Consider the following 13490-nt stretch of genomic DNA (forward strand, 5'->3'; position numbering starts at 1 on the left):
TTACCAATTAAATGGAGCTCGGATGCCCGCTGGCAAGATTGCAGTGCAGCGACTCTCGGATACCATCGCCCACGATCTGGAGCGACGCATTCTGGAGGGCTCCCTGAAGCCGGGAGACCGGTTGCAGCCCGAGCGTGAGCTGGCTGCCGAGCTGGGGGTATCGCGCCCGTCGTTGCGCGAGGCGATCCAGAAACTGGTGTCGAAAGGCCTGTTGCACAGTCGCCAAGGTGGTGGCACCTACGTCACCGACCAATTGGACGCGGCCTTTACCGACCCTTGGCAGCAGATGCTGCGCCTGCATCCGAATATCCAAGCCGATCTCCTTGAGTTCCGCGGCATGCTCGAATCCGAGGCCGCGTCCCTAGCCGCACGCCGGGCGACCGACGCCGATCTGCTGCGCATCGGCCAGGCCTACGAGCGGGTCGAGGCCTTGTTCGCCGAAGGGCCTTCCGCGACGGTGTTCGAAGAGCAGGTCACGGCCGACCTGGCTTTCCATCAAGCCATTGCCGAAGCCGCGCATAACGTGATGTTTGGCCACTTGACGGCCAGCTTGTTCCGAGTCACCCACGATCACATCGACCGCAACCTGCGCCACCTGCGCCGCATGGAAGAGGATTGGCTGGAGTTGCGTGACCAGCACGCCGCCATATGGGAGGCGATCCGTACCCGTAATCCGCAGGCGGCTCATGGTGCAGTGCGGCGGCACATTGATTTCGTTCGGGAAAGCATGCTGGAGACGGCACAGCACGAAGAACGGGAAACCCGTGCGTTACGTCGCCTAAAGTGAGAAAATCGCCGTCTTTCGCTGCGGCACGCAGACGGGGTGTTGCTCAAACCCGCATCAGCTAACGATTTTTTTTGTAGTTTCTTTTGCCCCCAACCTTGCATTCATGCATTACTCGAAAGGATTAATCCGGCGATGAGCGCTTATGTGATCAGCTTCGATCAACTTCGGATGGACGATGTTGAGAAAGTGGGGGGCAAAAACGCCTCGCTCGGCGAAATGATCAGCCAGCTGGCGAACACCGATGTCCGTGTTCCCGGCGGCTTTGCCACCACTGCCGAGGCCTACCGGGTGTTTCTCGCCCACAACGGCTTGGCCGACCGCATCCACCAGGCTCTCGATACCCTCGACGTCGATGACGTCAAGAAACTGGTGGAAACCGGTGCCCAGATCCGTCAATGGATCGTCGACACCCCGTTCCCGGCCGAGCTGGAAAAGCAGATCGCCGAGCACTACCAGGGCCTGATCAAGGATTCCTCCCCCGAGGCTTCCTTTGCCGTGCGTTCCTCCGCCACCGCCGAGGATCTGCCGGATGCCTCCTTCGCCGGCCAGCAGGAATCCTTCCTGAACATCGTCGGCCTGGAGAACATCCTCCACGCCATCAAGGAAGTGTTTGCGTCGCTCTACAACGACCGCGCCATCGCCTACCGGGTGCACAAGGGCTTCACCCACGCCGAAGTAGCCCTGTCTGCCGGCGTGCAGCGCATGGTCCGCTCCGACAAGGGCGCTTCCGGCGTGATGTTTACCCTGGATACCGAATCCGGCTTCCGTGACGCCGTGTTCGTCACTGCCTCCTATGGCCTCGGCGAGACCGTGGTGCAGGGCGCGGTGAACCCGGATGAGTTCTACGTGCACAAGCCCATGCTGGAAGCGGGCAAGAATGCCGTGATCCGCCGCAACATCGGCTCCAAGCTGATCAAGATGGTGTTCACCGAGCAGAAGGTCGCCGGCAAGTCCACCCAGACAGTTGACGTGCCCGAAGCCGACCGCATCCAGTTCTCGATCACCGACGCCGAGGTCATGGAACTGGCCCGCTACGCCGTGATCATCGAGAAGCACTATGGCCGCCCGATGGACATCGAGTGGGGCCGCGACGGTGTGGACGGCAAGCTGTACGTGCTCCAGGCCCGTCCTGAGACGGTGAAGTCCCAGGAAGGTCACGACCGGCTGCAGAAGTTCAAGCTCAAGAGCTACTCCAAGGTGCTGGCTTCCGGCCGTGCCATCGGTCAGAAGATCGGCGCCGGCCCGGTGCGCATCGCCACCCATCCCTCCGAGATGGACAAGGTTCAGCCCGGCGACGTGCTGGTGGCTGACATGACCGACCCGAACTGGGAACCGGTGATGAAGCGCGCTTCCGCCATCGTCACCAACCGGGGCGGCCGTACCTGCCACGCGGCGATCATCGCCCGTGAGTTGGGCATCCCCGCCATCGTCGGTTGCGGCGACGCCACCGAGACTCTGTCCGACGGCGATCTGGTGACCGTGTCCTGCGCCGAAGGCGATACCGGCCACGTCTACCGTGGCAAGCTCGACTTCGAAGTGATTTCCCGCGATCTGGGCGCCATGCCCGAGATCGACACCAAGATCATGATGAACGTGGGCAACCCGGAACTCGCCTTCGAGTTTTCCCAGCTGCCCAATGCCGGCGTGGGCCTGGCCCGGGTCGAATTCGTCATCAACAACGTCATCGGCATCCACCCCAAGGCCATCCTGGACATCGACCGCTTGCCCGCCAGCAAGCGCGAGGAAATCCAGCGCCGCGCCCGGGGTTACGCCAGCCCGAAGGAATTCTTCGTCGAGAAGCTTGCCGAAGGCGTGGCCACCATCGCTGCTGCCTTCTGGCCCAAGCCGGTGATCGTGCGTCTCTCGGACTTCAAGTCCAACGAGTACCGCAAGCTGCTTGGCGGCGAACTGTACGAGCCCGAGGAAGAGAACCCCATGCTGGGCTTCCGCGGCGCCTCGCGCTACATCGCCCAGAGCTTCCGCGACTGCTTCGAGATGGAATGCCGCGCCATGAAGAAGGTCCGCGAGGAAATGGGCCTGACCAACGTGGAGCTGATGGTGCCCTTCGTGCGCACCGTCGGTGAAGGCAAGCAAGTCGTTGAGCTGCTCGCCGAGCATGGTCTGAAGAAGGGCGAGAACGGCCTCAAGCTGATCATGATGTGCGAGATCCCGTCCAATGCCCTGCTGGCAGAAGAGTTCCTCGAGGTGTTCGACGGCTTCTCCATCGGCTCCAACGATCTGACCCAGCTGACCCTGGGGCTGGATCGGGACTCCGGTCTGGTGGCCTCCCTGTTCGATGAGCGCGATCCCGCCGTGAAGACCCTGTTGGCCATGGCGATTTCCGCCGCCAACAAGAAGGGTAAGTACGTCGGCATCTGCGGCCAAGGGCCTTCCGACCACGCCGATCTGGCCGAGTGGCTGATGGAGCAGGACATCACCTCCATCTCCCTCAACCCGGATACGGTGGTGGACACCTGGCTGCGCCTCGCCGGCCAGGCTCAGCAGTAAGGCGGCGATATGGATTTCGCCTGGTGGCACTGGCTGCTGCTGGGCGTCGTCCTGATGGGCATCGAGCTTCGGCTCGGTGCCCTTTTCGTTTGCTGGTTCGGCGCTGGAGCCTGGGTGGTGGCGGGTGTGCTCTACGCCTTTCCCGGAGCGACTTTCGGCGCCCAGGTGTTTCTCTGGCTCACCGCCTCCATGACCCTGGTGTGGACCTGGTTCCAAATCTTTCGACGCTAGCCGCCCAACCGGGGCGTGCGGATAAAAAAAGCCGGAGCGCTGATGCGTCTCCGGCTTTTTTTTATCCGATTCGGCTGGGGGGCTTGGCTCACCTGTCAGCCGTGGGGCTGACTGGCACGCAACGGTTTTTCATGCTTAGCGCTGCCGGCGGATGGACGTCCATAGAAGGAAGGCGCCAACGCCACTCAATGCCAATCCGACAGAAAATGAAGACACCGGCCCGGTCCTGGCGCTCACTTCGATCGTCGGGCCCGCGATCACGTATGCTCCTGCCCCGATAAACCCCAGACCAGACAAGAGGGTTCCCAAGCGCTTTGCTGCTTTCTCGTTTTTCATTTTCGAGAGCAACCAGGCAATGCCGTTGGTGGAAACCATGAGCACGGCTAGAAAAGCGACAACCTTGAACAGGTTTTCCATAGACGACGTTTCGGGTGATGCGTACCTGTTGCGTACCGTGTGGCGGCTGAAACCCCGCGTCCCTGGCCGATCTTCAGGCGGGATGCGCCAAGCTCCAATACTGGCGCGGACCTTCGCGTTGTGGCGGCTGGAGAACGAGTATCGGCGCGGGGTTTGGCAGGGGGGGGCTGAAACGCTATCAGCGCTGCCGTTCCTTCATCAGCTGACCCTGTTCCCGCTTCCAGTCCTTCTCTTTTTCGTCGCTGCGCTTGTCGTGCAGCTTCTTGCCCTTGGCCAGGCCGATCTCCAGCTTGATGCGGCCCCGGGTGTAGTGCAGGTCGATGGGCACCAGGGTGTAGCCGGACCGCTCGACCTGGCCGATCAGCTTGTCGATCTGGGCCCGGTGCAGCAGCAGCTTGCGGGTGCGGGTCGGGTCTGGCGTGACGTGGGTCGAGGCGGTGGGGAGGGCGGTGAGGTGCATGCCGAGCAGCTGGATCTCGCCCTTCTTGATCACTACGTAGGATTCCTTGATGTTCACCCGCCCGGCACGAATAGCCTTGACCTCCCACCCTTGCAGGGCGAGGCCGGCTTCGATCTTTTCCTCGATGAAGTAGTCGTGGAACGCCTTCTTGTTGACGGTGATGCTCATGGCGCCTGGGTTTTCGCTAAAATGATCGATTCTACTTGATTCCCGGGGCACCGGTGCCCCCGAACCCCATGGCCTTGGTTGAAAAGTCAGTACTCATCGAACATACGGCCCAACATATGTTCGACTTGGTGGATCGGGTCGAGGATTATCCGCAGTTTTTACCCTGGTGCGGCGCTACCGAACTCAAAGCCCGTACGGACACGCAGACCGTAGCCACGTTGCACATCAACTACCACAGCGTCAAAGCCCATTTCACCACGGAAAACGACAAGGAAATTCCGCGCTGGATGGCCATCAAGCTAGTCGACGGACCGTTCAAGAAGTTGGAAGGGCGCTGGCATTTCAAGCCCTTAGGCGATGCTGCCTGCAAGATCGAGTTTTCCCTGGCGTATGAGTTTTCCAATAAATTGCTGGAAAAGATCATCGGCCCGGTGTTTTCCCACATCGCCAACACCTTCGTCGATGCCTTCGTGAAGCGGGCCGATCAGGTCTACCGCCAGGGAAAATGAGGTTCCGATGAAGATCGAAGTCGTCTACGCCCAGTCCGCCCAGCAAGACCTGGTGAGCCTGGAGTTGCCCGAGGGGGCCGTGGTACAGCAGGCCGTCGAGGCTTCCGGGCTGTTGAACAAACATCCGGAAATCGATCTGACAAAGAACAAAGTGGGGATTTTTGCCAAGCTCGCTCGGCTCGACACGCCGTTGCGCGACCGGGATCGGGTCGAGATTTATCGCCCCCTGATCGCCGATCCCAAGGAGGTTCGTAAAAAACGGGCGGCGGAAGGCAAGGCGATGAAGAAAGGGGCAGGGGAGGGCGGTGAGGCAGAGGCCTAGACGCTAGTGTCTAGTGTCGTGCGATTGCACGTCAGCTTCGCCATGTCCGCCGGCGCTCAATGCGTCGGAACTCAATAAAAAAGCCCTGAATCATCAGGGCTTTTTTGTTATTGCAGGGCGGCTATTTGCACAGGTTGTCAGCCGCCTGCTTGGCGCGGGCTATTTCGGCCTCGCGCTGTTCGTCACCCAGGATTTCCTTCTCGCCCTTGTCGTTGTATCGGGCAATGCGTTGCCCGTTGCGCAGGGCTTCCAGGTACTGACTGGCCCGGGCGCATTCTTCACGGCGCTGGGCTTTGTCCTGGGCTTCCTTGGCGGCCTTTTCTTCCCGATCCTTGGCTTCTAGTTGGCGCTTGCGGAATTCAAGCTCCCGGTCGGCCATGGTTTTGGGCTGTGGCGGGGGGCTCGGTGTGGCGCCGGGGGGCGGAGGCTCGCTTGCCGGCGCCGCTGCATTGGCATCTGCGCCACCACTTTCCTTGGCGGGGAGTGTGTAGCCGGAAGCCTTGCCATTGCCGCCCACGGTTCGTGCTTGTTTGCTCGAGCGCGGGGGAGGGGAATCGGAAATGATGGTCTTGCCGTTCGCGTCCTTCCAGATGTAAGTCTCGGCGCCAGCGGTGTTGGAAAAACCGGTCAGAACCAGGGCGTAGCCAAGTGCAACGAAGGTAGCCACATGCCTCGGCAAGGCGCTGCAAGTTGGCTGGAAGCGGCTGAGAATGGGCATCAAACGATCCTTTTATTGTCCCGGGAATGGCTACCCGCGTATAATCGCATTTTGAGCCAAAGGTTTGAAGCCATGCGTCTGATCCAGAAGGCGTTGACGTTCGACGACGTCCTCCTCGTTCCCGCTCACTCCGACATCCTGCCCCGCGATGTCAATCTGCAGTCCAAGCTGACTCGCCAGATTTCCCTCAACATGCCGCTGGTGTCCGCTGCCATGGACACCGTGACCGAAGCCCGCCTGGCGATTGCCATCGCCCAAGAAGGCGGTATCGGTATCGTGCACAAGAACCTCACGGCCAAGGCCCAAGCGGCCGAAGTGGCCAAGGTCAAGCGCCACGAGGCCGGTGTGCTCAAGGATCCCATCACCATCACGCCGAACATGACGGTCGGCCAGGTGGTGGAAATCACCCGCCAGAACCGCATCTCCGGCATGCCGGTGGTGGACAAGAACGGCAAGGTGGTGGGGATCGTCACCAACCGGGACCTGCGCTTCGAATCCAACCTGGCCCAATCGGTCAAGGAGATCATGACCCCGCGCAAACGCCTGGTCACGGTCAAGGAAGGCGCCAGCATCGATGAGGCCAAGGAACTGATCCGCCTGCACCGCCTGGAGCGGGTGCTGGTGGTGGACGATGAATTCCGCCTGCGCGGCCTGATCACCGTCAAGGACATCCTCAAGGCTACCGAATACCCCAACGCCGCCAAGGACGATCATGGTCGCCTGCGCGTCGGCGCCGCCGTCGGCGTCGGTGCCGGTACCGAGGAGCGGGCTGAGGCTCTGGCCGAGGCCGGCGTCGACGTGATCGTGGTCGATACCGCCCACGGCCACTCCCAGGGGGTGCTTGACCGCGTCACCTGGGTGAAGAAGAACTTCCCCAATGTGCAGGTGATCGGCGGCAACATCGCTACCGCTGAAGCCGCACTGGCGCTGGTCGACGCCGGCGCCGACGGCGTCAAGGTCGGCATCGGCCCCGGCTCCATCTGCACTACCCGTATCGTGGCTGGCGTGGGTGTGCCCCAGATCACCGCCATCCATAACGTTTCCGAAGCGCTCAAGAACACCGGTGTTCCCCTCATCGCCGACGGCGGCATCCGCTATTCCGGTGATATCGCCAAGGCCATCGCAGCAGGTGCCAACGTGGTCATGCTGGGCGGGTTGTTCGCCGGTACCGACGAAGCACCGGGCGAGGTCGAATTGTTCCAGGGCCGCTCCTACAAGTCCTACCGGGGCATGGGCTCTCTCGGCGCCATGCAGGCTGGTGCCGCCGACCGCTATTTCCAGGAAAGCACCGCCAACGTTGACAAGCTGGTGCCTGAAGGCATTGAAGGCCGTGTGCCGCACAAGGGCCCGGTGCTCAACGTGATCCACCAGCTGATGGGCGGCCTGCGTTCGTCCATGGGCTATCTGGGCTGTCCGACTATCGCGGACATGCACGCCAACGCCACCTTCGTGGAGATCACCTCTGCCGGCGTGCGCGAGTCCCATGTCCACGACGTGCAGATCACCAAGGAAGCACCCAACTACCACGTGGATTGATTCCAGCGTCGGTTCCCCGGGGCGGCCCAGCGCGGCCGCCCTTATCGTTTTTACCAGAGCACTTCGCCATGGCTCACCAGAAAATCCTCATTCTCGATTTCGGCTCCCAGGTCACCCAGCTCATCGCCCGCCGCGTGCGTGAGCAACAGGTCTACTGCGAACTGCATCCCTTCGACGTCAGCGACGAGTTCGTCCGCCAGTTCAACCCTCAGGGCATCATCCTCTCCGGCGGTCCGAACTCGGTGTATGAAGCCCTGGACTGGAAAGCGCCCCAGGCTGTTTTCGAGCTGGGGGTGCCGGTGCTCGGCATCTGTTACGGCATGCAGACCATGGCCCAGCAACTGGGCGGCAAGGTGGAAAGCTCGGGTAAGCGCGAATTCGGCTTTGCCGAAGTGCGCGCCCGGGGCCATTCCGCCCTGTTCAACGGTATCGAGGACCGCACCAATGCCGAAGGCCACGGCCTGCTCGAAGTGTGGATGAGCCACGGCGACAAGGTCACCGACCTGCCGGCCGGCTTCAAGGTCATCGGTAGCAGCGATTCCTGTCCGGTGGCGGCGATGGCTGACGAGGACCGCAAGTTCTACGCCGTGCAGTTCCACCCGGAGGTCACCCACACGATCAAGGGCAAGGAAATGATCGCCCGCTTCGTGCACGAAATCTGCGGCTGCGGCCACGACTGGAACATGCCGGACTACGTGAACGAGGCCATCGAGAAGGTGCGTGCTCAAGTGGGCGACGAGGAGGTGATCCTCGGCTTGTCCGGCGGTGTCGATTCCTCCGTGGTGGCGGCGCTGCTGCACCGGGCCATCGGCGATCAGCTCACCTGCGTGTTCGTGGACAACGGCCTGTTGCGCCTCAACGAGGGCGAGATGGTCATGCAGATGTTCGCCCGCAACCTCGGTGTCAAGGTCATCCACGTCGATGCCACTGAGCAGTTCATGGGGCATCTGAAAGGCGTTTCCGATCCCGAGGCCAAGCGCAAGATCATCGGCCGCGAGTTCGTCGAGGTCTTCCAGGCCGAAGCCAAGAAGCTGCCCAACGCCAAGTGGCTCGCCCAGGGCACTATCTACCCGGACGTGATCGAATCCGCCGGCTCCAAGACCGGCAAGGCCCACACCATCAAGAGTCACCACAATGTGGGCGGCCTGCCGGAAACCCTCAACCTCAAGCTGCTCGAGCCCCTGCGCGAGCTGTTCAAGGACGAGGTGCGTGAACTGGGCATCGCCCTGGGCCTGCCCCACGAGATGGTCTACCGCCATCCGTTCCCCGGCCCCGGCCTGGGGGTGCGCATCCTGGGCGAGGTGAAGAAGGAATTCGCCGACCTGCTGCGCCGCGCCGACGCCATCTTCATCGACGAACTGCGCGCCGCCGATTGGTACGACAAGACCAGCCAGGCGTTCGCCGTGTTCCTGCCTGTGAAGAGTGTGGGCGTGATGGGGGACGGCCGCACCTACGAATACGTGGTGGCCCTGCGCGCCGTGCAGACCCAGGACTTCATGACCGCCCACTGGGCCGAATTGCCCCACAGCCTGCTCGGCAAGGTGTCCAATCGCATCATCAACGAGGTGCGCGGTATCAACCGGGTGGTCTACGACATTTCTGGTAAGCCCCCGGCGACTATCGAGTGGGAGTGACTTTTAGAGTGTAAGTTGTTGATTTATATGGTTTTGTAATTACACAAAAGCTTCAAAAAATCAATAAGTCGTTGATTTTTAAGGGCTGCGAAGTTACGGTTGCACGTAAAGCTACACATTGCTGTAGCTTCTCAAAATCGTAGTAACTCGCAGCCCATATGCCTCTCAAAAAACACTCATTTTACGACGACGAAGAACCAATATCACTGATGTGGGGGGGCATCCAGGACCGCCAGCTTGAAGTCGGCCGTTTGTTCGCTACGGTTGCGGACTACGAGGACCGGGATCTGTTCAGTATTGATTCCCCGTTTTCGGGCGACACCGCCACGGTGACGTGGGGGCGAGGCAAGTGCCTTTGAAAGATTCCAGGAAGAAGGTCTCGTCTGCTTCGACGATACCCGCCTCGTGCTGGGCCTGATGGCTCGCTGTCTGGTGCAGGAAGCAGTGATGCCACAGGAACGCCGTGTTCTTGTCGATTCGGCAACGACGGCGCTGACGCCTTCAATCAAGGCCTGCCCGTAGCGCTCCCATCGTTCCCGTTTGCGTAAATGCGCCAGGGGCGTGCCCGTGAGCGCATTAAAGGTTCGGCGACAGTCTTTGCACCGGTAACGCTTGAACCCATGGCTCTGGCCCCAGGAGAGAACGCTAGCCTTTGGCGCTGCGCAATGCGGGCAGCGTATCGGCTCCGGCAACGTGCCAGCAACGCGGATGTCCTCAGGGGCTCGCCTCATGTTCAGATGACGAATCACCACAGCCTTTTGCTGTGGGGTCAGGGGTCCCAGTCGGCCCAGTAGGTCCGCAAACTCCTGGCTACGCATGATTTGCCTCCTTCAGGACAACCATGCCTTCAATCTAGATCAGCTCAACAGTTAATTCAGACAGAGCCATATTTGACGAAGCTGTAATCTACAAGCGAGGCGAGTATTGGCAGATGCGTATGTGGCTTGCTAAGGAAGGCAAGTACGCTCGCTTCAATCTTAAAACGAGAAACAAAAGTGCGGCAATAGACAAAGCCAAGCTCCATTATCACGAGCTTAAGGCAAAGGAATTGGCTGGCAAAACTTATTTTTCAATTACAACAAAGATTGGCGTTGAGAGATATTTAGAGCAACGACAGCTAGAAGTAGGGCAAGCGGCTGGCATTGTTGCTGGACGATATAGGACGATTAAGACGCACTTAAAGTATGGACTACAGAAGAGAGATAGACGGACTTAGGGCGCTTGCTGTGCTGCCAGTGATACTTTTCCACGCTGGCTTTGAAGCGTTCGGCGGCGGCTTTGTAGGCGTAGATATATTTTTCGTAATCAGCGGTTACTTGATTACGACAATCATTCTTGCTGAGCTTGAGCAAGGAAAGTTCTCAATCGTCAATTTCTACGAGCGACGTGCTAGGCGAATTTTGCCAGCCTTGTTCTTAGTAATGCTTATTTGTATTCCGTTTGCTTGGTTCTGGCTGTTGCCAAGCGATATGAAGGACTTCTCGCAAAGCTTAGTTGCCGTCTCTGGCTTTGCTTCGAATATTTTGTTTTGGCGTGAGAGTGGCTATTTTGGTACGGCAGCAGAACTTAAGCCGCTGTTACATACGTGGAGCTTGGCAGTAGAAGAGCAGTACTATGTTATCTTCCCATTGTTTCTGATGCTGTTTTGGAAATTAGGTAAGCGTTGGATGCTTGTAACGCTTGGACTTGTATTCGTTGCTAGTCTTGTTCTAGCGCAGTGGGCTGCTTATGCTAAGCCAACCGCTGCCTTTTATCTATTGCCAACACGTGGCTGGGAATTGCTGATTGGTGCCTTTGCTGCCTTTTACTTGTCGCAAGCTAATCGTAAAGCCTTTGGAAAAGGCTTAAGTGAGTTTGGTGGTTGGTTAGGTGTTGCGCTGATTATTTACGCAATCTTCGCTTACAGTAATACTACGCCGTTCCCTGGCTTCTATACGCTTGTTCCTACACTAGGCACGGTGCTGATTATTTTGTTTGCTACACAGCAGACTACCGTTGGCAAGTTTGTAGGTAATAAGGCTTTTGTTGGTATTGGCTTGATAAGCTACAGCGCATATCTCTGGCATCAGCCTTTGTTCGCATTCGCAAAGCACAGCAGTTTGACTAAACCGAGTAGTTTGGTCTATGGTGTTCTTGCTGTACTAGCTATTGTTATTGCTTACTTTACGTGGAAGTATGTGGAAGCGCCTTTCCGAGATAAAAGTAAATTAACAAGAAAGCAAGTTTTTAGCTTGTCCTTAATTTTCAGTTTCACTTTTGTGTCTGTCGGATTGTTAGGTTATTTAAATTCTGGGAATTTATGGCGATTCGACGATGGTGTCGTGAAGTACTTTGAGTTGAAAAACGATTCCGACATTTATGTATGGGATCTAAAAAAAAGGCTCAGAAAGTCATCTTTTAATTCTGAAAAAATAAAAATTTTAGTTATTGGTGATAGTAACTCTGGTGACTTAATTAACGTTTTGAATTTTGTAAATCTTGATGAATACCTTTCCATTTCTTCGCTCACCATTTATGCTGGATGCGGAAATCTTTATCTAAATAGAAGTAAGTTCTCGCACTTCATTGCGGCGGATAGTTTAAAGGATTGCGCTGGTGTCGATGATTTGCTAGATGATGAAAATAAAGATTTAATTCGTCAGGCTGACAAAGTTATATTTGCCTCTAGTTGGAGTGATTGGGAGGTGGACTTGTTGGAAGAAAGCTATCAAAACTTAATTTCTGATTATGGCGATAAGTTTTGGTTTTTCGGAAACAAGCATTTAGATTTTTCGCCAATTGATTTTATACGACTTAATGGAGGCGCAAGTTTTCCAAGCTCGGTATTGTTGAGTACGGATAAAGCTAAAATTAATGCAAAATTAAGGGATTTATTAGGGGATCGATTTGTCGATCCGTACCTCTCATTTTGCGAGGATGAGGTTTGTAGGTTGTTGAGTGATAGCGGTGATTTGTTGCTCTATGATGGTTTTCACTTGTCTAGAGAAGGGACGATTTATTTTTCTAGTAAGCTGAATAATTTCATTAGGTTGCTGAAGAATGAGCGCTGACTTTATTATACAATGTGCGAGTTTTCACCTTACAACAGCCATAGTTATTCTATGGTGTGTATCGGTGTGGCTTTTTCTAAGTCACACAGAACTTGCTCACTCACTTTGTGAGGCGTAAGTGATTGAAAAAAATAAAAATTACAATGCGTGACTATTGAGTTGGAGTGGGCGCAGGAACGCTCAAACTTAATCGGTGTTTTCAAAAAACCCCTTGATTGTTCAAGGGCTTTTTTATTGGGGTTTATTGGGAATAGGTAGGCCCATCTCTGTCAAAAGTGGAAGAGGAGGGGGCTTTCGAAAACGGCCGTCTGGAGATGGGTTTGGGGGCGAATTTAACCTTTCCTATCCTCCTGGGCAGGAAGTCCCTTTCTCTGCCGCGAGACGGTTTTCCCCTGGCTGCGCTTGATACGGGCCAACCGGCGGCGGATTTCATCCGAATCCATCCAGACGTCGCTGCCGTGCTGGATACGGTCGATCTCCCCTTTGGTGAGGAATGGTGTGCAGATTCTGGTCATCACCTTTTGGAACCAACTGGCGATGGCCACTACTTGAGCCTGTTGCTCGTTGCCTTTGCCGGCAAAATTGCCGGAATAGGTGTGGAACATGAGTTGGCAGTTGTCATGGACGATCAGATCGTTCCCAGCGAGGAAGATCATCGCGGCCATCGAATAAGCGCGGGCTTCAAGCACCGTGATGATCTGGGCTTCGGAGGCTTGCATGTTATTAATGATCTGCAACCCGGTATCGAAATCCCCACCAGGGGAGTTGAGATGAAGGTAGATCAGGTCCGTGGGGCCGGCGCTACGCAAGGTGTAGAACAGCTCGGTGTAGTACTGGGGCTCCTGAATCTCGCCACAGACGTAGTATGAGATCTGTCGAACCGGAGCCTGCCGCTCATAACGCAGCAAGTTGGTGAAGGCCGTATTGTTGCTTCCGCCATTGTTAGGATCGTCGTCCAGCCCGCAAAGCAATTCTTGTGGTTTCATGGTGCCTCCTGAGCGTGATCGCCTGTTTGTTCTGTTTAGTGTATCGACTATATGCGCCTTCGACGGTGAAGGAGACCATGGTCCGTTTTCTACACTGCAGGCGTAGTTTATTTTACATAATACAAATTATCGGAAGTTACGGCGGCGAAGAAAAAGGCCCCCCA

Annotated in this window: 13 protein-coding genes; 8 read left to right on the plus strand and 5 right to left on the minus strand. The window is 57.1% G+C overall.

All coding sequences use genetic code 11. The features are described 5' to 3' along the window. Window positions 1-22: 22 nt before the first annotated feature. The 3 genes from OTERR_RS16575 to OTERR_RS07995 all read left to right on the plus strand — a co-directional run bounded on the left by OTERR_RS16575 (window position 23) and on the right by OTERR_RS07995 (window position 3526). Complete coding sequence (locus OTERR_RS16575) at window positions 23-787, plus strand: FCD domain-containing protein (protein ID WP_054620930.1); 765 nt, start codon at window positions 23-25, stop codon at window positions 785-787. Between the two features lie 132 nt (window positions 788-919). Further along, window positions 920-3295 (plus strand): phosphoenolpyruvate synthase, encoded by a 2376-nt coding sequence (ppsA, locus tag OTERR_RS07990; protein ID WP_149425397.1) that lies wholly within the window; start codon window positions 920-922, stop codon window positions 3293-3295. 9 nt (window positions 3296-3304) lie between these two features. After that, window positions 3305-3526, plus strand: coding sequence for an NfeD family protein (locus OTERR_RS07995; RefSeq protein ID WP_054620928.1), 222 nt, complete (start codon window positions 3305-3307; stop codon window positions 3524-3526). Between the two features lie 135 nt (window positions 3527-3661). Here the strand turns inward: OTERR_RS07995 and OTERR_RS08000 are convergent, their stop codons facing one another. Then, the gene (locus tag OTERR_RS08000; RefSeq protein WP_149425398.1) at window positions 3662-3943 is read right to left on the minus strand and encodes a hypothetical protein; all 282 of its coding nucleotides are present in this window, start codon (window positions 3941-3943) and stop codon (window positions 3662-3664) included. Between the two features lie 178 nt (window positions 3944-4121). After that, the gene (gene smpB / locus OTERR_RS08005; RefSeq protein ID WP_054620926.1) at window positions 4122-4571 is read right to left on the minus strand and encodes an SsrA-binding protein SmpB; all 450 of its coding nucleotides are present in this window, start codon (window positions 4569-4571) and stop codon (window positions 4122-4124) included. 68 nt (window positions 4572-4639) lie between these two features. On the opposite strand from smpB, the gene OTERR_RS08010 reads away from it, so the two are divergent. Together OTERR_RS08010 and OTERR_RS08015 are read left to right on the plus strand one after the other, a co-directional pair. After that, complete coding sequence (locus tag OTERR_RS08010; RefSeq protein ID WP_054620925.1) at window positions 4640-5080, plus strand: type II toxin-antitoxin system RatA family toxin; 441 nt, start codon at window positions 4640-4642, stop codon at window positions 5078-5080. Window positions 5081-5087: 7 nt separating this feature from the next. Then, a complete protein-coding gene (locus tag OTERR_RS08015; protein ID WP_149425399.1) occupies window positions 5088-5402 on the plus strand; it encodes an RnfH family protein in 315 nt (104 codons plus the stop codon). Window positions 5403-5523: 121 nt separating this feature from the next. Here OTERR_RS08015 and OTERR_RS08020 read toward each other — a convergent pair whose 3' ends face one another. Beyond that, the gene (locus OTERR_RS08020) at window positions 5524-6120 is read right to left on the minus strand and encodes a DUF4124 domain-containing protein (protein ID WP_149425400.1); all 597 of its coding nucleotides are present in this window, start codon (window positions 6118-6120) and stop codon (window positions 5524-5526) included. A gap of 72 nt (window positions 6121-6192) precedes the next feature. On the opposite strand from OTERR_RS08020, the gene guaB reads away from it, so the two are divergent. Together guaB and guaA are read left to right on the plus strand one after the other, a co-directional pair. Beyond that, window positions 6193-7656: an IMP dehydrogenase gene (guaB, locus tag OTERR_RS08025; protein ID WP_054620922.1), complete on the plus strand. Its 1464-nt coding sequence runs from the start codon at window positions 6193-6195 to the stop codon at window positions 7654-7656. A 68-nt stretch (window positions 7657-7724) separates the two neighbouring features. Further along, a complete protein-coding gene (gene guaA, locus OTERR_RS08030; protein WP_054620921.1) occupies window positions 7725-9290 on the plus strand; it encodes a glutamine-hydrolyzing GMP synthase in 1566 nt (521 codons plus the stop codon). A 203-nt stretch (window positions 9291-9493) separates the two neighbouring features. Here guaA and OTERR_RS16715 read toward each other — a convergent pair whose 3' ends face one another. Beyond that, the gene (locus OTERR_RS16715; protein ID WP_425466028.1) at window positions 9494-10108 is read right to left on the minus strand and encodes an IS1/IS1595 family N-terminal zinc-binding domain-containing protein; all 615 of its coding nucleotides are present in this window, start codon (window positions 10106-10108) and stop codon (window positions 9494-9496) included. A 366-nt stretch (window positions 10109-10474) separates the two neighbouring features. Here OTERR_RS16715 and OTERR_RS08040 point away from each other — a divergent pair, with 366 nt between their 5' ends. Beyond that, entirely contained in the window at window positions 10475-12340 is a 1866-nt protein-coding gene (locus tag OTERR_RS08040) for an acyltransferase family protein (RefSeq protein WP_149425401.1), read from the plus strand. Window positions 12341-12672: 332 nt separating this feature from the next. Here OTERR_RS08040 and OTERR_RS08045 read toward each other — a convergent pair whose 3' ends face one another. After that, complete coding sequence (locus OTERR_RS08045; protein WP_149425402.1) at window positions 12673-13326, minus strand: Clp protease ClpP; 654 nt, start codon at window positions 13324-13326, stop codon at window positions 12673-12675. Window positions 13327-13490: the final 164 nt, after the last annotated feature.

The organism is Oryzomicrobium terrae (assembly GCF_008274805.1).
Lineage (GTDB): Bacteria > Pseudomonadota > Gammaproteobacteria > Burkholderiales > Rhodocyclaceae > Oryzomicrobium > Oryzomicrobium terrae.